The 18,443-nt window shown below is 71.0% G+C and carries 13 protein-coding genes and 3 pseudogenes; 7 read left to right on the top strand and 9 right to left on the bottom strand.

What is annotated here, in order from left to right; genetic code table 11:
* Nucleotides 1–630: 630 nt before the first annotated feature.
* Together ggt and GA0115254_RS28790 are read right to left on the bottom strand one after the other, a co-directional pair.
* Entirely contained in the window at nucleotides 631–2,490 is a 1,860-nt protein-coding gene (gene ggt, locus GA0115254_RS28795; protein WP_093898205.1) for a gamma-glutamyltransferase, read from the bottom strand.
* A gap of 255 nt (nucleotides 2,491–2,745) precedes the next feature.
* A pseudogene (locus GA0115254_RS28790) lies at nucleotides 2,746–3,228 on the bottom strand (flavoprotein); the annotation flags it as partial.
* 23 nt (nucleotides 3,229–3,251) lie between these two features.
* Between GA0115254_RS28790 and GA0115254_RS46660 the strand changes: the two are divergent.
* Nucleotides 3,252–3,335: pseudogene (locus GA0115254_RS46660) on the top strand (transcriptional regulator); the annotation flags it as partial.
* Nucleotides 3,336–3,537: 202 nt separating this feature from the next.
* Here GA0115254_RS46660 and GA0115254_RS28780 read toward each other — a convergent pair.
* From GA0115254_RS28780 to GA0115254_RS28765, 4 genes and pseudogenes are all read right to left on the bottom strand, one after another.
* A complete protein-coding gene (locus GA0115254_RS28780; RefSeq protein ID WP_256102833.1) occupies nucleotides 3,538–4,461 on the bottom strand; it encodes a ParB and winged helix-turn-helix domain-containing protein in 924 nt (307 codons plus the stop codon).
* Between the two features lie 639 nt (nucleotides 4,462–5,100).
* Nucleotides 5,101–5,557 (bottom strand): annotated as a pseudogene (locus GA0115254_RS46655) (transposase); the annotation flags it as partial.
* Between the two features lie 296 nt (nucleotides 5,558–5,853).
* Nucleotides 5,854–6,717, bottom strand: coding sequence for an ABC transporter permease (locus tag GA0115254_RS28770; protein WP_093898203.1), 864 nt, complete (start codon nucleotides 6,715–6,717; stop codon nucleotides 5,854–5,856).
* Complete coding sequence (locus GA0115254_RS28765) at nucleotides 6,714–7,625, bottom strand: ABC transporter ATP-binding protein (protein WP_176740333.1); 912 nt, start codon at nucleotides 7,623–7,625, stop codon at nucleotides 6,714–6,716. The genes GA0115254_RS28770 and GA0115254_RS28765 overlap by 4 nt, the downstream gene beginning before the upstream one ends.
* Before the next feature lie 210 nt (nucleotides 7,626–7,835).
* Between GA0115254_RS28765 and GA0115254_RS28760 the strand changes: the two genes are divergently transcribed.
* Both GA0115254_RS28760 and GA0115254_RS28755 read left to right on the top strand, forming a co-directional pair.
* Nucleotides 7,836–8,984, top strand: a complete 1,149-nt coding sequence (locus GA0115254_RS28760) for a sensor histidine kinase (RefSeq protein ID WP_093898201.1) — start codon at nucleotides 7,836–7,838, stop codon at nucleotides 8,982–8,984.
* The gene (locus GA0115254_RS28755) at nucleotides 8,981–9,676 is read left to right on the top strand and encodes a response regulator (protein WP_093898200.1); all 696 of its coding nucleotides are present in this window, start codon (nucleotides 8,981–8,983) and stop codon (nucleotides 9,674–9,676) included. The genes GA0115254_RS28760 and GA0115254_RS28755 overlap by 4 nt, the downstream gene beginning before the upstream one ends.
* A gap of 80 nt (nucleotides 9,677–9,756) precedes the next feature.
* On the opposite strand, the gene GA0115254_RS28750 is transcribed toward GA0115254_RS28755, so the two are convergent.
* The gene (locus GA0115254_RS28750; RefSeq protein WP_093898199.1) at nucleotides 9,757–9,972 is read right to left on the bottom strand and encodes an MbtH family protein; all 216 of its coding nucleotides are present in this window, start codon (nucleotides 9,970–9,972) and stop codon (nucleotides 9,757–9,759) included.
* Between the two features lie 447 nt (nucleotides 9,973–10,419).
* Here GA0115254_RS28750 and GA0115254_RS28745 point away from each other — a divergent pair, with 447 nt between their 5' ends.
* Nucleotides 10,420–11,217, top strand: coding sequence for an alpha/beta fold hydrolase (locus GA0115254_RS28745; protein WP_093898198.1), 798 nt, complete (start codon nucleotides 10,420–10,422; stop codon nucleotides 11,215–11,217).
* Nucleotides 11,218–11,249: 32 nt separating this feature from the next.
* Nucleotides 11,250–13,184: an ABC transporter ATP-binding protein gene (locus tag GA0115254_RS28740; protein ID WP_093898197.1), complete on the top strand. Its 1,935-nt coding sequence runs from the start codon at nucleotides 11,250–11,252 to the stop codon at nucleotides 13,182–13,184.
* Between the two features lie 173 nt (nucleotides 13,185–13,357).
* On the opposite strand, the gene GA0115254_RS28735 is transcribed toward GA0115254_RS28740, so the two are convergent.
* Entirely contained in the window at nucleotides 13,358–14,824 is a 1,467-nt protein-coding gene (locus GA0115254_RS28735; protein WP_093898196.1) for an amino acid adenylation domain-containing protein, read from the bottom strand.
* Between the two features lie 274 nt (nucleotides 14,825–15,098).
* Here GA0115254_RS28735 and sbnA point away from each other — a divergent pair, with 274 nt between their 5' ends.
* Both sbnA and sbnB read left to right on the top strand, forming a co-directional pair.
* On the top strand, nucleotides 15,099–16,082 hold the full coding sequence (gene sbnA / locus GA0115254_RS28730) for a 2,3-diaminopropionate biosynthesis protein SbnA (RefSeq protein WP_093898195.1): 984 nt from the start codon (nucleotides 15,099–15,101) through the stop codon (nucleotides 16,080–16,082).
* Nucleotides 16,079–17,104, top strand: a complete 1,026-nt coding sequence (gene sbnB / locus GA0115254_RS28725) for a 2,3-diaminopropionate biosynthesis protein SbnB (protein ID WP_093898194.1) — start codon at nucleotides 16,079–16,081, stop codon at nucleotides 17,102–17,104. Before sbnA ends, sbnB begins: the two co-directional genes overlap by 4 nt.
* 70 nt (nucleotides 17,105–17,174) lie before the next feature.
* On the opposite strand, the gene GA0115254_RS28720 is transcribed toward sbnB, so the two are convergent.
* On the bottom strand, nucleotides 17,175–18,443 hold a 1,269-nt coding region (locus GA0115254_RS28720; protein ID WP_256102832.1), incomplete at its 5' end, for an aminotransferase-like domain-containing protein.

The following is an 18,443-nucleotide window of genomic DNA, read 5'->3' as shown; positions in this document are numbered from 1 at the left end:
GACATCGGAGCAATGTCCGAAATGACATACTCTGCGGCACTTGCGTGCTGTTCGGGCGACCCCAGGCCCTACTACCCGCCTTAGGATGTGACACAGCTCCTATGGGTGGCATCACATCCAGAGCGCCAAATCGGCGGCCCCGGCAGGGTGGTTCCAGCACCGGATCCGCACCTTCCCCGGCCGGCAGCACCACCGGTTGTCGGACGGTTGGGGCCGCCCCGTCCCATGGCGGCCCCAACCTGTTTTTGATGTGTCCGGCCTGCTCTTGATGTGTCCGGGCGACGGATCCCCTGGCGCTCGACGGGTGATCCCCGGTAATCCGGCCAGGAGAACACTGTGCCGCCGACTCCGAGCAACTGAGATACGAGGCTTCCCAGTTCGGGATCGCGAGCGGCCGATTCGTCCGTCCGCAGCGGTCGAGCACGGTCGGCCGTTGCCCGACGGGAGGGCTGAACCGGTGCCGACGATCAACGTGGCAGTACTGCGCGCTGTGATCGTTGTCCTACGGCTACGGCGTCGAACAGGGGCCAGAAGCCGGTCGGACGAGAAACCGACCGTGGCGATCGTGCCGGCCTCGGGCGTGCCGCGCCGAGGCGTTCCACGAGGCCGGTTGATGTGCCCCTAGCCGGGTCAGCGGCTCTCGTTCACCACCATGGCCGAGCCGCCGCCTCGCCGCTTGGGTTCGGCGACCGCCGTGACCTTCCCGTCGCGCCGGAACTCCAGTGCGGCCACCGCTCCGATCTCAGGGGAGGGGGTGAAGGTCTGTGGAGCCAGGACGAAGTGCTGGCCGAGGCCTTCCAGCGCGGTGCGCTCGGGTGAGTCGAGGAAGGCGGGTTCGGCTTCGGTCGTGGTCCGGTTCCGCTGCGAGATCCGCGGAGCGGCGACCGCATCGGGCAGCGACATGCCCAGGTCGAGACGGTTGACGAGGGTCTGGAGCACCGTGGTGATGATGGTCGCGCCACCCGGCGAACCGAGCGCGATCAATGGCTTGCCGTCCTGCAGCACGATCGTCGGCGACATGCTGCTGCGCGGGCGCTTGCCCGGCGCCGGCAGATTCGGGTCGGGTACCCCGGGGGTGAGCGGGGTGAAGTCGAAGTCGGTGAGCTCATTGTTGAGCAGGAAACCACGTCCGGGCACAGTGATGGCCGAGCCGCCGGTCTGCTCGATCGTCAGGGTGTACGAGACCACATTGCCCCAGCGGTCTGCGGTCACCAGATGGGTCGTCGAGGGTCCCTCGTAAGGCTCCTGGCTGCCTGTCCCCCGGGCGCAGCCCGTTGTCGCGCCGCGCGGGTCCGCCGGGGCCAACGGGCTGGTCAGGGTCGCGTCGGGCCGGATCAGGCAGGCTCGATCCTTCGCGAAATTCTTGGACAGCAGCGCCCGCGTGGGCACGTCCGAGAAGGCGGGGTCACCCACCCAGCGGTTGCGGTCGGCGAAGGCGATCCGGCTGGCCTCCAGGTAGTGGTGCAGCGCCTGGACCCGGTCGGCGGACGACAGAGGGAAGTTCTCCAGGATGTTGAGCGCTTCGCCGACTGTCGTGCCTCCGGAGGAGGACGGCGCCATGGAGTAGACGTCCAGCCCGTGGTAGGTGGTGCGGGTCGGGTCCCGGCGCACCACCCCGTAGTTCGCGAGGTCGCTCCGCTCCATGAGTCCGGGCCGGAACGTACGGTCGGAGCCGGCGGCCACCGGCGGGTTCTGCGCGGTGCGCACCACATCACGCCCGATGTCGCCGCGGTAGAGCGCGTCCACGCCCTCGTGGGACAGTTCCCGGTACGTACGGGCGAGGTCGGGGTTGCGGAAGCGGGTGCCGACCACGGGGAGTTCACCGTGCGGCAGGAACAGTTCGGAGGTCGAGGTGATGTCCCGGAAGCGTGCTTCGTTCATCGCCGTCTGGGCGCGGAATTCGTCGTTCACCACGAAGCCGTCGTCGGCGATCCGGGTGGCCGGGCGCAGTGCGCGCCCGAGCGAGACCGTGCCCCAGTCGTCCAGGGCCTTCTGCCAGGTCGCCGGGGTACCCGGAACACCCACCGACAGGCCGGAGTTGACCGCTTCCTGGAACGGGATGGCTTGGCCCGTGGACGGGTCGACGAAGGAGTCGGAGCGCATCCGGGCCGGGGCCGTCTCGCGGCCGTCGATGGTGTGCACCTTCTTCTTGGCGGCGTCGTAGTACACGAAGTAACCGCCGCCTCCTACGCCGGCCGAGTACGGCTCGACCACGCCGAGCGCGGCCGCGGTCGCCACCGCCGCGTCCACCGCGTTGCCGCCGCGCCGGAGCACCTCGATGCCGGCCTGCGAGGCGTACGGGTTCACACTGGAGACCGCGCCCCCGTTGCCGGTGGCGACGGCCTGTTCGGGCGGCGGCCGGAGCCGGGAGCCGGAGGGTGCCGCGGCGTCGACGGCCGGGGATGATCCGGCGGCGGCGGTGGGGACGAGCAGGGGGAGAGCGAGGGCTGCCGCTGACACGGCAGACACCAGGGCACGGCGGGCGATCATCAAGCCTCCGAGGGCCTCGGGCGAGGGTAGTTGCTGGCACTCTGGCAACGGGCGGCGTCATCAGCAATGGATCTTGGAGATCTTTGCGGAACATCTGAGGTTCCTCAGCAGTAACCAGCACGGTTCAACAACCCACCGGCACAAGGAATCGGCGGTCTGCCGGCGCACGCCGGCCACGAGTGCGGCACGTGGCCGTGACCGGGGTGCGTCTCCGGTCACGGCCGCGCCGTCCGGGGCGCTGGACACGGTTGGCGGTCAGCAGCCGCCGGAGGTGGCTGCAGGGGCGCCGAAGCCGATCCGGAGCACGCTCGAAGTGGCGCAGCAACCTCCACCATCGCCCTCGGACCGGGCGACGTTCGGGGCGTCGAACAGTCCCGCGCCGCCGCAGACACCGGTCTCGGGCAGAGTCAGTTCGACACGCTCGGCCGCCTCGTTGTCTCCTGCAAGTGCGGCAGCGACGGAGCGGACCTGCTCGTAGCCGGTCATGGCGAGGAAAGTCGGGGCGCGGCCGTAGGACTTCATGCCGACGACGTACACGTCCTGCTCCGGGTGGGCCAATTCCTTGGCACCGTGCGGGTAGACCGTGCCGCAGGAGTGCTGGTTGGGGTCGATGAGCGGGGCCAGATCCACCGGGGCCTGGAGGCGCTCGTCGAGGCCGAGACGCAGTTCGGACAGGATCTCGGTGTCGGGGCGGAAGCCGGTCAGGACGATGACCTCGTCGACCGGGTCGAGGCGGCGTGGTCGTGCCGTGCTGCCCGCCGATGACCGAGCGCGCCCTGACCGCCGAGGAGGCCGTACGGACGGCCGCGATGTTCAAGGCGCTCGGCGATCCGGTCCGGCTGCGCCGGCCGGGGCCGCGAAGATGGCACCCGGCACCTTCCCCTGCCACGCCCCTACCTCGGCCAATGCGCCTCAGGAGGACCTGCAGCCGCACCCGCTCCTGCAGCGAATCGGCGGGCGCAGCACGGCCCCGTCGGCTGTGCGCCGGTGTTCAACCGCGTCGCGCCGCAGTTGAACACCGGCGCACGGGTGCCCGTCGGCGCTCCGCTAACCGGCCGTCCGGTGCTCGGCGGTGCACGAGCGCTCGTCCAGCTCCCGGGCGAACTCCATCCAGGTCTCGGCGCATTGGCGCGCGAGGTCGACCACGAGATCCCGGCAGTGCGAGGGCACTACGGCGGCCAGCTTGAACCACGCCTGGTCGCCGAGCGCGTTCTGCTGGAGCAGGCGCAGCAGATGGCGCCCCTCCTCCTTGTGACGCAGGGAGGGGTCCCGCAGCAGCTTCTCGATCAGGGCGACCGGGTCGGGCTGCACCAGGCGCACCTTGCGCACCGCCCGCTGGCGGTCGGCCGCCGGGGCGGCCTCGTCGGCCCCGTCGATCCCACCGGTGTCCGGGTCGCCGAGGTCCTGGGCGTCGGCGTCGGGGCGGCGCTCGGTGACCGGCAACTCCCCGGAGAGCAGTCTCCTGCGGACGTCGCTGACGGTGGCCGGCGAGATGCCCGCACGACGCGCGACCTCGCGCAGCGAGGCCTGCGGGTTCTCGGCGATCAGCTCGGCGGCCCGCCGCCGACCCTCGGCGCTGTTCAGCGGCCGGACCTTGCCGTCCCGTCCGATCCTGACGGCTAGTTGGGCGCCTCCATTGGCAGAGGAGCGACGGATCGCGGCGACCGCCTTCGCACCCAGGCCGGAGGCCCGGGCGATGGCTCGGTCGGACATCTGCGGGTGGGCCGCGACGATCCGCGCGGCCGCGGCCCGGCGGTCTTCCTGGGAGAGGGGGAGGCCGTGCGTGACATTCGCCTCGACCGCGCGGAGGAACGCCTCCTCCGGGGTGCCGTCGAAGAGTGCCGCCTCGATCGTCCGGTGGCCTTTCAGACACGCGGCCAGCAGACGGTGCATCCCGTCGATGACTCGCATGGTGCGGCGGTCCACGAGGATCGGGGGAAGCGGCTCGTCCAGCTCCGCCAACCGGGCCACGTGTTCCGCGTCCTGCCCTCCCAGTCTGGGCGTCTCCCCGGGGATGAGCGACGCAATCGGAAGGGACACGATGCCTTGTCCAGGAATCTCCATGGCCTCGACGGAAAGGCCCATATCAATTATCGAATCGAATCGTGCATAACCCATTCCGTCGATACTGGACCGACTCATATTCGTCTTCCCCCATCGGATAGACCGGAATCCGGCTGTCGCAAGAACCCATCGGCGTGGGGCCGGAAGACCGCGCTCGTCATGGAGGAGCACGTGCGCCGTCGGCGGTCACCGGGGGGCCTGGTGCACGAACTCCCCGCAACCGGACAGCAGTCAGTAACCGCTGCTGACGGGTCGACAGCGGTGAGGTAAGTCGAGCCTCCCCTAACCCCATGAGTCACTTGAGTCACTTCCGAACACCCGTCCCCATGGTCACCCCTGGGGGACAGCAATGTCGAGACGGCCTTTCGATCTGGCCGATTAGCCTCGACTTCGTGACGGCCCGCCGGATTGCGCAGTCGGCCGTTTCGGTGTTTCGGGATCGGTCGAGGGCATGGCGTGGACCCGGCTGTCGCGTGGATGGGAGCCGAGTTCCGCTGCTCCGGCAGGCCGGTCAGGCAGTCGGGAGGGGCGTATCTGCCAGTCAGCCGGATCTCGAAGGGCGCGCGGCCATTCGGCCGCGGCGGTGATCGCGACGGTCCAGGGCCGGTGCCGGGCGAGTCCCAGGTGTCGACGTCGGACGGCGGCGGAGAACGAGCGGAGAACTGGCGGAGAACAGGCGGAGCCGCAGGCGGCGATGCTCCCGGAGCCTGGGCTTGCCGGTCAGCGCGCATGGGCGTCCAGGGCCGCCAGGTCCACAGGCCGGGCTCGACGATTTCCAGCCAGATCTGGTTCTGCACGGTGTCGTGGGAGGGGCAGGTCGCGCAGGCCGGCGGTCCGCGCGGCCCGGATGCGGTTCTCCGCTCCGGCGCATTGACGGTGCCGCAGTTCCAGGGCGACGACCGGCTTGTTCTTGGTGCCGGTGGCGAACGCGCTGAGGCCGCAGGCCTTCAGCATCGGTGATCCGCAACTGGGCTCCGGGGTGCGGTCGTTCCTCGCTCACGATGGGCGGCACCTCTTTGGTTCATGTGCGCCACGGTGGCGGCAGCAGCCACTGTCGCCCGGTCCGGCCGGCCTGCGGACCGCCTCGATCGGCAAGTACGGCGCCGGCCTGCGAGAACGAACGGCCCGCCATCCACGGCGTCCCTGTCGCCCTTTTCGGGCAATGTCCGAGTGACGTCGCCATGGAGGGACGGGCCGGCCGTTCAACTGCCGCAGCGCACCGGTTGAACGTCTCGCACCGCACGGGCGGGCGCGGCCCCGGGATGGACGTGCGCAGCCGTGGCACAGGGGGCCGTCCCCTCACACGTCGCGGCGCTGTACGACGAGAAGCGAGAGGACGACCGCGATCAGCGGCCAGACCGCGTACATGGCCCATGCCTCGGCCACCGGCGCGTAGCGGTCGGCCGGAAGCTCGGCCGGCGACCCCCAGGTCTGGGTGAGCCCCTGCCACGCGCTGACCGGCATCGCATGGTTGACGGCGGCCGACCACGGCTTGTTTGTCGCGAAGAAGCTCGGCAGCAAGAGCAGAACCGAAGTTGTCGTGACCATGGTAATGGCGCTGTGGCGGATCAGGAAACCCAGCCCCAGCCCGATCAGCGCACTGACCGGCGCCAGCAGCGCAGACGCCACCAGGGCCTGCACCGTGCCGGGGCGGTCGAGCGGGAGCCACACATCCCGGGCGCCCAGGATGAGCTGCGAGACCCCGTACGAGCCGAGCGTCATGACCGTGCCGAGCACTGTCCACAGCACGGTGACGGTGGTGACCTTGGCCATCACCAGCGAGCTTCGGGCCGGAACAGCCACGGTCGAGGTCCGGATCATCCCGCTGCTGTACTCGCTGACCACCGCGATGGCCCCGAGGCTTCCGGCCACCAGCATCAAGGACAGGTATCCGGTGGACGGGAACGCGTCGTGCAGGGCGAACTGCCTCGCCTGCTGGGTCTCGGGGTCCATGCCCGGAAAGTTCCGGTAGTCCGAGTAGGACGCCCCGGCGGCGCACACGATGACGAACACGGTGATGAACCCGAGCGCCCACGGGGTGGAGCGCAGTGAGCGCATCTTGATCCACTCGGCGGCGACCAGATCGCGGAAACGCACGGGCGGCAACCCGTCGGACACCCCCGCGGACGGGATCACCGGGGGCACGGAAACGGCAGCGGTCATCGGGATTCTCCTGTCCGGTACTCAACACTGTCGGCGGTCACCTGGATGAACGCCTCCTCCAGCGAGGCGGCGCGGGTGGTCAGTTCGTTCAGAGCGATCCGGTACTCGGCGGCCAGCGCCCCGATCCGGACGGCCGGCATGCCGGTCACCGTGAACCGTCCGACCCCGGCCGGCTCGACCGACGCGCCCTTGGCCGTCAGCACCTCCGTCAACTCGGCGTCCTGGTCCGTCCCCACCAGGACCTGGGCGGAAAGGCTGCGGGCGGCGAAGTCCTTGAGCGGCTCGGCCGCCACCAGCCGGCCCCGGCCGATGACCACCAGATGGTCGGCGGTATTCTCCATCTCCGACATCAGATGGCTGGAGAGGAACACCGTACGACCCTCGGCGGCCAGGCGGCGGAAGAGCCCACGCACCCAGTGCACGCCCTCCGGGTCCATCCCGTTGATCGGCTCGTCGAAGATCAGCACCGGCGGGTCGCCGAGCAGCGCGGCGGCGACCCCGAGCCGCTGCTTCATCCCGAGCGAGAACCCCCCGACCCGGCGGCGGGCGGCGTCCTCGAGGCCCACCTCCTCCAGCACCTCGTGCACCCGGCGCGGCGCGATGCCGTTGGTCCGGGCCAGCGCGGACAGGTGCGCCGCGGCGGTACGTCCTCCGTGGACCTGGCCGGCGTCCAGCAGCGCCCCCACGTGGTGCAGTCCCCGGGCGTGTTCCCGGAACGGGACGCCGCCGACGGTCGCGGTGCCGCCGGTCGGCCGGTCCAGGCCGAGGATCATCCGCAGCGTGGTCGACTTGCCGGCCCCGTTGGGCCCCAGGAAGCCGGTGACCGCCCCGGGCCGGACGGTGAAGGACAGCCGGTCGACGGCGGTCTTGTCGCCGTATCGCTTGGTGAGTTCATTGACTTCGATCACGTCATCCACTGTGCGCTGCGGAGCCGGCCGGACGCATCGACCCGCGGACGGCAATCGGAGTGACAGCGTCCGCCTGAGGGATGCCGCCAGCGGGCTGACGCCGGGCCGGACGGCCTCCGGTTAGTGTCGCCCCATGGACGTCACCACACCCTCCCGGCCACCGACCGCCGCCTCGCCGCACGGGCGCCGCACGCGGGGCGGGCACCGCCCATGACCGCTCGCAGGCCGATGAGCTGGGCCGGACCCGTGCTCTACCCGGCCGTGGTCGTGGTGCTGGTGGGCGGGGCACCGCGGGCACCCGTCGCGCTGCGGGCCCTCGGCGTGCTCCTCGCCGCCGTCCTGCTGGTGGGTCTCGCCCGTCGCAGGTCGGGGGCGGCACTCGCCCTGACGCTCACCGGGGCCACCACAGTGGCGGTGTTCAGCGACGACCGCGGCCCAGGCCGTTTCCTCGCCTTCCTCGCGGCCGACGTGGTCCTCGGCCGCATGGTCGCCACCGGCACACGCCGGCCGTCGGTCCTTGCCATCGCCGTGTCCGCCGTCCTGCAGTTCACGGCCATCGGGGCCCTGACACAGGGGCCGGACGACCTGATCCTCACCGGTGCGATCGCCCTGCTGGCGATCACCACCTGCTGCGCGGCCGGACTGCTCGCACGCGAGCGCCGTGAGCACGCGGCCGCGCTGCGCGGCCGGGAGGTAGCCGAGGCGGTCACCGCCGAACGGCTGCGGATCGCCCGCGAGTTGCACGACGTCGTCGCGCACAGCATCGGCATCATCGCGATCCAGGCCGGCGTGGGCGCCCGGGTCATCGAGACCCAGCCCACGGAGGCCCGGGAGGCGCTACGGGTCGTCGAGTCCACCAGTCGGGAGACCCTGGCGAGCCTGCGTCGTACTTTGATCGCCCTGCGGGAGGCCGATTCCGAGACCGCGTCGGGGCGGGCGCAGGCCCCCGCGCCCGGTCTCGCCGAACTCGACCGGCTGGTCGCGACATCCGCCGAGGCCGGCATCCGCGTCGACGTACACCGCACCGGGGAGCCGCGGCCGCTGCCCGCCGACGTCGACCTGGCCGCCTACCGTATCGTGCAGGAGGCGGTGACCAACGTGGTGCGCCACGCGGGCACGCGGGAGTGCCGGGTGGCCATCGACTACGCGAAGGAGGGCCTGTCCGTGGAGATCGTCGACGACGGCCAGGGACCGGCGACCGACGGCCGGGCCGACAGGTCCGGGTTCGGCATCACCGGGATGCGCGAGCGGGTCAACCTGCTGCACGGGCGCTTCAGCGCCGGCCCGCGCCCCGAGCGGGGGTTCCAGGTGACGGCCACCCTGCCGCTGACCGAGTCGGCCGGGGCGGAAGCCCGGTGAACGGCGACGGCAGGGGGGCGGGCGACGGCGCGCCCGTACGCGTCCTGCTGGTCGACGACCAGCCTCTGGTGCGCTCGGGGCTCCGGGTCCTCATCGCCGACAGCCCCGATCTGACGGTCGTCGGCGAGGCCGGCCACGGGGCGGAGGCCGTGAAGCTGACCGAGGAGCTGCACCCCGACGTGGTGGTGATGGACATCCGGATGCCCGGCATGGACGGCATCGAGGCCACCCGCCTGATCACCGACGGCCCCACCGCCACGCGCGTGCTGATCCTCACCACCTTCGACGAGGACGACTACGTCTACGGCGCGCTGCGGGCCGGCGCCAGCGGCTTCGCGATGAAGTACATGGCGCTGGAGGAGATCCTGGCGGCGATCCGGGTGGTGGCCGCCGGGGAGTCACTGCTCGCCCCGAGCATCACCCGCCGGCTCATCTCCGACTTCGTCTGTCAGCCGGCGCCGGCCGCCGCGCGGACCACGCGCCCGGTGGAGGGCATCACCAAGCGGGAGCGCGAGGTGCTCACCCTGGTCGGGGCAGGCCGGTCGAACACGGAGATCGCCCAGGACCTGTTCATCAGTACCGCGACGGCGAAGTCGCACGTAGCCCGGCTGCTCGCCAAGCTCGGCGCCCGGGACCGCATCCAACTGGTCATCCTGGCCTACGAGATGGGCCTGGTCTCACCCTCCGACTGAGTCCGCCGTCGAACCGTGACAGCCCGTCGTGCCGATGCCGTCGGCCATCAGGTGATGGCCGACGGCATCGGCACGACGGGCTAGTTCTGCGCCGCCATGGCCTCGATCAGGCTCTTCGGCCGCATGTCGGTCCAGGACTTCTCGATGTAGTCGAGGCACTCCTGACGCCCCGCCTTGCCGAACACCGAGGTCCAGCCGTCGGGCACGTCGACGAAGACGGGCCACAGCGAGTGCTGGCCCTCGTCGTTGACCAGGACCAGGTACTCGGCATCGGGATCGTCGAACGGATTCGTCACCACGCCGTCCTTTCTTGGGTACATGAGGTGATTCGCATCGATGGCGCGCGTTGGCCGGGGCGGATCTCCGGTCCTCGCCCCACCGTCGGTGGCCGTCCGGCGCGTTGCCGGGCTCCGTACGGACCCACTATGGCCCCATGCCGCGCCGACCCGTCAACCGACGCGAGACGCCCGCCCCGCACGGCTGTTCAACTGAACCCGCGCGCCGGTTGAACGAGGCCACGGGCAGCCCGGTCGACCTTGATCGGCGTACCGGCCCGATGCCATCGTGGAATGCTGCCACGCCGCGTGAGCGGCGCGCCGTGCCCCGTCGGCACCGGCCGCCCCGGACCAGGAGTGCGGGGCCGCACTCCATCCCGGCTGCGGACCGCCCGCCCCGGACCACCTCTCCTTCGAGCCACAGGAGGCCGTCTTGCCCATGCCCACCCTCAGCGAAGGAGCAGCGCGATGCCGTTCGTGAGCGTCAACGGGATCCGGCTCTCCTACCAGCGTTCGGGCCGCGGGGAGCCGGTGCTTCTCATCATGGGCTCGGGGGCCGCCGGCCGCGTGTGGACGATGCACCAGACGCCCGCTCTCCACCGGGCGGGCTACGAGACCATCGTCTTCGACAACCGCGGCATCGCCCCCTCGGACGCCCCGCCCGGCGACTACTCGCTCGCCGACCTGACCGCCGACACCCTCGGGCTGATCGAGGCCCTCGGCATCGGACCCTGCCGGATCGTCGGGACGTCCATGGGTGCCCTGATCGCCCAGGAGCTGGCGCTCGCCCGGCCGGACCTGGTGCGCTGCGCCGTCCTCATGGCGACCAAGGCCCGCTCGGACGCCACCCGCCGGATGCTGCTGGCCGCGGAGCGCGAGCTGACCGCCGCCGGGATCAGCCTGCCGCCGAAGTACCGGGCGGTGCGCACAGTACTGGAGATGCTCTCCCCCGCGACGCTGAACGACGACGCGTCTGCCTCCGGGTGGCTGGAGATCTTCGAGCTGACGGGGGACGGGAGCGCCCCCGGGCAGCAGGCGGTGGACACCGCGGGCGACCGCCGCGAGGCCCTGCGCGCGGTCTCCGTGCCGTGCCGCGCGATCGCCTTCGGCGACGACCTCATCTGCCCGCCGCACCTGGTCGCCGAGGTGGCGGGCGCCATCCCCGGCTGCGACTTCGTCGAGATCCCCGACTGCGGCCACCTCGGGAACCTGGAGAACCCCGACGCGGTCAACGCGGCAGTCATCGAGTTCCTCGACAAGTACTGACGGCCCCTCACGAGTGCGGAGTTGGTTCCGGCATGGCAAGCAACAAGGGCCCGGTACACCGCCGGGCCAGGACATCGGACGAGGACGGGCCACCCGGCGGGCGGATCGGGAAGGGCACCATCCGGCGGATCGTCCCGTACGCCCTGAGCTACCCATGGAGCATGGCTCTGCTGCTGCTCGCCACCGTGGTCGACGCGGTGGTCACCGCGGCCGGCCCGCTGGTGCTCAAGAAGGTCATCGACGACGGCATCCTGCCCGGGCGCACCGACACCGTGGTGTGGCTGTGCCTGGCGGTCGCGGGTCTGGCCCTGATCGAGGGCGGCGCGATGTACGTCCAGGCCTGGTGCTCGGGGCGGATCGGCGAGGGCGTCGTCTACGACCTGCGCAACAAGGTCTTCGCCCACATCCAGCGGCAGTCGCTGGCGTTCTTCACCCGCACTCAGACCGGCGCTCTGGTCAGCAGGCTGAACACCGACGTGGTCGGGGCCCGGCAGGCGGTGACCGGCCTGCTGTCGCAGTTGCTGTCCATCGTCCTGTCGCTGGGCCTGCTCCTGGCGGCGATGTTCTACCTGTCCTGGCAGATCACCGTCGCGGCGCTGATGATGATCCCCCTCTTCCTGCTGCCTGCCCGGCTGATCGGGCGCCGGCTTCAGCGGATCACCCGGGAGCGGATGGAACTCGACGGCGAGATGAGCGCGCTGATGAGCGAGCGCTTCAACGTCGCGGGCGCGGTGCTCGCCAAGTTGTACGGCCGTGCGGAGGATGAGTCGAACCTGTTCGCCCGTAAGGCCGGCCGGGTGCGGGACATAGCCGTCTCGGTGGTCGTCCACAGCCGCGTCCTCGGCGTCGTGGGCACCGTGCTCACCGCAATCACCACCGCCCTGGTCTACGGGCTGGGTGGGGTCCTGACCATCGACGGATCGCTGGAACTGGGCACGCTGGTGGCCTTGGTCGCCCTGCTGATGCGGCTCTACGGCCCGGTCGACCAGTTGTCCAGCCTCCAGGCGAGCGCCATGACGGCCCTGGTCAGCTTCGACCGGGTCTTCGAGATCCTGGACCTGGAGCCGAACGTCGCGCAGCGCCCCGACGCCCGGGATCTCGCCGGGCTGCGCGACGACCGGGGCTCGGCCGGAGCGCCGGCCTTCAGCTTCGACAAGGTGTCCTTCCGCTACCCGGGCGGCGGCCAGGACTCCCTGGCCTCACTGGGGCACCCGGCCGCCCGCCGCACCGACGCCGCGCAGGAACCGTGGACCCTGCGGGAGTTGAGCTTCGAGGTCCCGGCCGGGCAGCTGACCGCGCTGGTCGGCCCCTCCGGCGCGGGGAAGACCACCATCACCCAGCTGCTGCCCCGGCTCTACGACCCCACCGAGGGCACCGTGCGCCTCGACGGCCACGACATACGCGAACTGACCCTGCAGTCGCTGCACGACGCGATCGGCGTGGTCACCCAGGACGCGCATCTGTTCCACGACACCCTGCGGGCCAACCTGGAGTATGCCCGCCCGGGGGCGAGCGAGCGGGAGCTGGTCGAGGCGTGCGAGGCCGCGCTGATCTGGGACACCGTCCGCACGCTCCCGGACGGGCTGGACACCGTCGTCGGCGACCGCGGCTACCGGCTGTCCGGCGGGGAGAAGCAGCGGATCGCACTGGCCCGGCTGCTGCTCAAGGCGCCGCCGGTGGTCATCCTGGACGAGGCCACCGCCCATCTCGACTCGGAGGCGGAGGCGGCGATCCAGCGCGCCCTGCGTACCGCGCTCGCCGGGCGCACCTCGCTGGTGATCGCCCACCGGCTCTCCACGATCCGCGAGGCCGACCAGATCCTCGTCGTGGAGGCCGGACGGATCCGCGAGCGCGGGACGCACGATGAACTGCTGGCCGGCGGCGGCCTGTACGCCGACCTGTACCGTACGCAGTTCGCGCAGCACGACCCGCTGGAGGAAGCCGTGCTCGGCCCGGAGCCGCGCTGAGGCGGTCCGGCGCCACGACGAAGGGTGCCGCCCACCGGTCCGGGAACCGGTGGGCGGCACCTTTCGTCGCGCCCGGGGCGGGGGCCCGCTATCGGCCGGGGTCCGCCGACCCCGGCCAACTGAGACGGCGCGCCAGTTGAACGGCCGGGCGGGGGCCCGGCCGCGAGCCGGCGTCAGCGGGCGAAGTCGTGCACGACCACGGCGACCGCACCGACGGCGGGGTGGCGTTGGAGAACCGCCTCGATCTCGCCGAGCTCCATCCGCACGCCCGCGATCTTGACCTGGCGGTCGACCCGGCCGAGGTACTGCAGCGCGCCCTGAGGCAGGACCGTCACCGCGTCACCGGTCCGGTAGAGCCGACCCGTCGGCGTCCCACGGAACGGGTCGCGGAAGAACGCGTCCCGGGTCCGGTCGTGGTCGCCGACGTAACCACGCCCGACGCAGACCCCGCCGACGAACAGCTCGCCGGTCTCACCGGTCTCGCAGGCATGCCAGCCGTCGTCCTCCCGGCGCAGCACATAGAGCTGGGTGTTGACGACCGGGATGCCGATCGGCAGGCGCAGGAGGCCGAGGTCGGCGGGGAGCACGGTGTGGTGGGTGACGTCGTCGGAGCACTCGGTGGGCCCGTAGGCGTTCATCAGTCCGGCCTGGGGCATCTCGCGCAGCCAGCGCCGGGCGACCTCGGTCGGCAGCTCTTCGCCGGTGGCGAGCATCCAGCGCAGGCCCGCCGGCCGACCGGCCGCCGGGTCGCCGGCCAGGTCGTCCAGCAGCAGGCGGACCATGGTGGGCACCAACTCGACGACGGTGACGCGGTGTTCGTCGACGAGCCGGGCGAAGGCCACCGAGTCGTGGGCGGTCTCGTCGGCGACCACGCTGACCTCGCCGCCGACGACCAGCGGGCAGAGCATCTGCCAGATGGAGATGTCGAAGCCGAGCGGGGCGGTCTGGGCGACGACGTCGTGCTCGGTGAGCCCGAGGTCGACGATCTTGGCGTGAAGGTGGTTGAGCATGCCCTGGTGCTCCACCACGGCCCCCTTGGGCCGGCCGGTGGAGCCGGAGGTGAACAGTACGTACCGGGGCTGATCGGGGGAACTCAGCCGCGCCGGTCCCTGCCACGAGTCACAGCCGACGGCCTCGGCAGCGCGGACGACGGGGACTCCGGCCTCGGCGGCCCCCTCAGTGAGCGAGGGCGCGACGGTCTCCGGGTCGGTGGCGACCAGCAGGACGGCCTCGGCCTGCCCGAGGACGTCCGCGACGCGGCGGGCGGGCCAGTTGCCGTCGGCGGGCAGGTAGAGCGCGCCGAGGAGTTCGGCGGCCAGGAAGGCGGCGACGACAGCGGTGCCGCGTTCGCCGCCGACCGCGACGACCGAGCCGGGGGTGACGCCCGAACGCTCCATCAGGGTCGCCAGCCGACGAGCCTCCAGGGCCAGTTCGGCGTATCCGAGGCGGCCGTGGGCATCCCGGACGGCCGGCCGGTCGCCGTCCCGGGCGAAGCGCTCCACCCGGGTGATCACCGCGTCCGCGAGGTCGACCGCCTGGTCGCGGCTCACTGCCAGCTCACGGGCGCGGGCGAGTTCCCCCGGGGAGATCGCCAGTTCCGGGAGTTCGGCGAGGTCGAGCAGGCCGTCCACGATCGTCATGAATCCGCTCCTTGTGATCGGCGCCGATATCCACTATCGACTGTTCGGGAAATAGCCGGATCTTGCCGGGCCTGTTTCCTTGAAGTACGGTAATCGATGCCGGGGACGATCGGGTATCGCTTTCATCGCCCGACGGAAAACAATGCGGATTCGCGCTCGACTGACGGCAGTTGAGCGTCGGGCAGGTCAACGCATATTTCTTGACGCAGGCTGTCGGGCCCTCTTTGCCGACCGCTTTCCCATCCATTACCTTCCCGCCGAGGTGTCCGGCACCATGCCCATTATCAGCTCCCCCCATCAATTCAATGTCGAGGATCTGTACCTGGATCTGCGCGGGGTGCACGGCACTCCGTTGTTCCTGAAATGCGAGGGGTTCAACTTCGCGGGGTCCATCAAGCTGAAGGCCGCCACCGAGATGGTCGACGCCGCCGAGCGGGAGGGCTTGATCGGTCCTGACTCGGTGCTGGTCGAATCGTCCTCGGGAAATCTGGGCGTCGCCCTGGCCATCATCTCGGCCGACCGGGGATACCGTTTCATCTGCGTGACCGACCCTCGGTGCAATGTCACCACCCAGCGGCTGATGCGCTCGCTGGGCGCGGAGGTCCAGGTGATCTCGACCCAGGACTCCAACCTCGGTTACCTCCACAGCCGGATCCAGTACGTCCGCGACCTGTGCGCGTCGAATGACCGCTATGTATGGCTCAACCAGTACACCAATCCCAACAATTGGCGGGCGCACTACGAGCACACGGCTCCGACCATCGCCCGCACTTTCCCGGATCTGGACATCCTCTTCGTCGGTGCGGGCACCACGGGCACCCTGATGGGCTGTGCGCGCTACTTCAAGGAGCACCGGCTGCCCGTCACGGTCGTGGCCGTCGACGCCGTCGGCTCGGTCACCTTCGGCGGTCTTCCGGAGCGCCGGGTCGTCCCGGGCCTGGGCACCAGCACCCGCCCGCAGCTGCTCGACGAGGCGTGGATCGACGACGTCGTGCACGTCTCCGAGCCGGAGACCATCCGCGCCTGCCATGCCATGGCCGCCCGGGGCTTCGTGCTCGGCGGGTCCACCGGGACGGTGGTGAGCGGCGCCGCCCGCTGGCTGGGCGAGAAGTACCCGGGCGAGGAGCCCGTCGCGGTCGCGATCTCCCCCGACCTCGGCGAGCGCTACCTGACCTCCGTCTACGACGAGGGCTGGCTGCACGAGCACTTCGGCCCGTCCGTACTGTCCACCGATTCCCTCTGGAGCCCACACCCATGACCCAGGCCCCTTCATTCTCCGTCATCTCCGGCGAGCAGGTCGTCGACACCCTGCGCGGTCGCGAGAAGCAGGTCACCGCGATGGTCGAGCGGGCGTACCGCCTGCACGGCGAGGGCCTCACGGTGAACCCGGACTCGTACTTCCTGCGGTTCCCCGAACGCCCCTCCTCGCGCATCATCGCGCTGCCCGCATCGGTCGGTGGCGAGGTGGACGTGCACGGCATCAAGTGGATCTCCTCGTTCCCGGAGAATGTCGCCACCGGAATCCCGCGGGCCTCCGCGGTCGTCATCCTCAACGACACCGCGACCGGCTACCCGCTGGCCTGCCTGGAGAGCTCCGTCATCAGCGCCTCGCGTACCGCGGCCTCCGCGGCCCTTGCGGCGGTGACGATCGCCGACCGGCGCGGGGTGACACCGCGCCGGGTCGGCTTCATCGGGGTAGGGCTGATAGCCCGCTATCTGCACACCTACCTGGTGGCCAACGGCCTGGCCTTCGACGAGGTCGGGGTGTTCGACCTCGCGCGGGAGCACGCGGAGGGATTCGAGGAGTACCTGACCCGCAGCGAGGCCGGTGCGGTGACGATCCACGACAGCGCCGAGTCACTGATCGCCGCCTCGGATCTGATCGTGCTGGCCACGGTGGCGGGCGAGCCGCACCTGCTCGACCCGGCTCTGTTCGCCCACAACCCGCTGGTCCTGCACGTCTCGCTGCGCGACCTCTCCCCGGAGGTCGTCCTCGCCTCCTACAACCTGGTCGACGACATCGACCACTGTCTGAAGGCCAACACCTCGCCGCACCTGGCGGAGCAGCGCACCGGCAACCGGGACTTCGTCGCCGGCACCCTGTACGACCTGCTGGAGGGACGCACCACTCCCCCGGCCGACCGCCCTGTGGTGTTCTCGCCGTTCGGCCTGGGCGTGCTCGACCTGGCCGTCGCCAAGTACGTCTACGACGAGGTGAACGCGGCCGGCACACTGCTGACCGTCCCCGGCTTCTTCCACGAGATGAGGCGCTACGGCTGATCCGCGCACCGAAAGCGTGTGGGGCCCGCCGGTTCCGGCGGGCCCCACACGCTTTCGGTGCGCGGACGGGTCAGCCACCGGCCCGCGAGCGCACGAAGCGCGCCAGCCGCTCGACACCGTCCGAGATCTGATCGTGCGTCAGATAGCTGACGGACAGCCGCAGAGTGTGCTCGCCGCCCCCGCCCGGGTGGAAGTAGGACATCGGCGTCCAGATGACACCGAACTCCTCGGCCGAGACTTCCAGCGCCGCGTCGTCGGCCCGGAACGGCACGTCCAGGGCCAGGAAGAAGCCACCCTCCGGCTCGTTCCAGCGCACCCCGAGGTGCGTGCGCTCCGCCGCCGGGAAGCACCGGTCGAGCTCGCGCAGAGTGACCCGCATCGCCTCGCCGTAGTACGCCGCCGCCCCGGTGCTGAACTCTGCGGCGCTCCCGCCGCCGGCGAGCAGCATGCCGGCCACCACCGCCTGGCTCACCGGGGAGGTGTTGACGGTCACCATGCTCTTGATCCGGGTGAGTTCGTCCGCCAGCAGCCCGGTGGAGCCGTCGGCCCCGACGACCACCTGGTCGGCGATCACGAAGCCCACGCGGGCGCCGGGGAAGAGCGTCTTGGAGAGAGAGCCCAGGTGGACGACCCGTCGCGTGCGGTCCAGCGACTTGAGGGTCGGCAGCTGCTCGCCCGGGCTGACCATCCGGTACGGGCTGTCCTCCAGGATCAGCAGGCCGTACCGGTCCGCCAGGTCGAGCAGTCCCTGGCGCTGCTCCAGCGACATGGTCGTCCCGGACGGGTTGGAGTGGTCCGGGACGACGTAGAACGCCCGGGGACGGCGTCCGCGCGCCTGCTCGGTGAGGATCGCCGCCTCCAGATCGGCGCAGCGCAGGCCCTCCGGACCCTCCTCGACGGGCGTCGGCAGGATGTCGAACAGCCGGGCCGCGCCGGTGATGCCGACGTAAGCGGGGCTGGCGACCAGCAGGACGTCCTCGGGGCCGGAGATCAGCGCCCGGACCGCCAGCAGCATGGCTTCCTGGGCGCCGACGGTGACCACGATCGACTCGGCGGGCACATCGATGCCCTCGTCCGCACGCAGCGCGTCGGCGATCAGCTCGCGGATCCGGCCGGCGGTCGGGCCGTATTGGAAGAGCGCCGAGCGGACCTCGTCGGGTGAGGCGCCGCCCTCGGCCAGGTGATCCAGATAGCGGCGCAGGTGGGTGAAGAGCTGCTCGGTCTCGAAGAAGCCCGCGTAGGGGCGGCCCGGGGCGAAGGAGACCGCCCCGGGGTGGCGTTGGGTGATCTCGTTGAGGAAGTTCATGGTGTCGAGCACGGGGTCGCGCAGGCTGCCGTG

Source organism: Streptomyces sp. Ncost-T10-10d (assembly GCF_900091955.1).
Classification (GTDB): domain Bacteria; phylum Actinomycetota; class Actinomycetes; order Streptomycetales; family Streptomycetaceae; genus Streptomyces.
Note: the sequence above shows the minus strand (reverse complement) of the source record. Positions and strands in the feature narration are given on the sequence as shown.

Bases quoted from the DNA above. Each gene is read 5' to 3' on its own strand.
- GA0115254_RS28740 (WP_093898197.1), top strand. From the start codon at position 11,250: ATGGCAAGCAACAAGGGCCCGGTACACCGCCGGGCCAGGACATCGGAC.
- GA0115254_RS28745 (WP_093898198.1), top strand. From the start codon at position 10,420: ATGCCGTTCGTGAGCGTCAACGGGATCCGGCTCTCCTACCAGCGTTCG.
- GA0115254_RS28735 (WP_093898196.1), bottom strand. From the start codon at position 14,824: ATGACGATCGTGGACGGCCTGCTCGACCTCGCCGAACTCCCGGAACTG.
- sbnB (WP_093898194.1), top strand. From the start codon at position 16,079: ATGACCCAGGCCCCTTCATTCTCCGTCATCTCCGGCGAGCAGGTCGTC.
- ggt (WP_093898205.1), bottom strand. From the start codon at position 2,490: ATGATCGCCCGCCGTGCCCTGGTGTCTGCCGTGTCAGCGGCAGCCCTC.
- GA0115254_RS28770 (WP_093898203.1), bottom strand. From the start codon at position 6,717: ATGACCGCTGCCGTTTCCGTGCCCCCGGTGATCCCGTCCGCGGGGGTG.
- sbnA (WP_093898195.1), top strand. From the start codon at position 15,099: ATGCCCATTATCAGCTCCCCCCATCAATTCAATGTCGAGGATCTGTAC.
- GA0115254_RS28760 (WP_093898201.1), top strand. From the start codon at position 7,836: ATGACCGCTCGCAGGCCGATGAGCTGGGCCGGACCCGTGCTCTACCCG.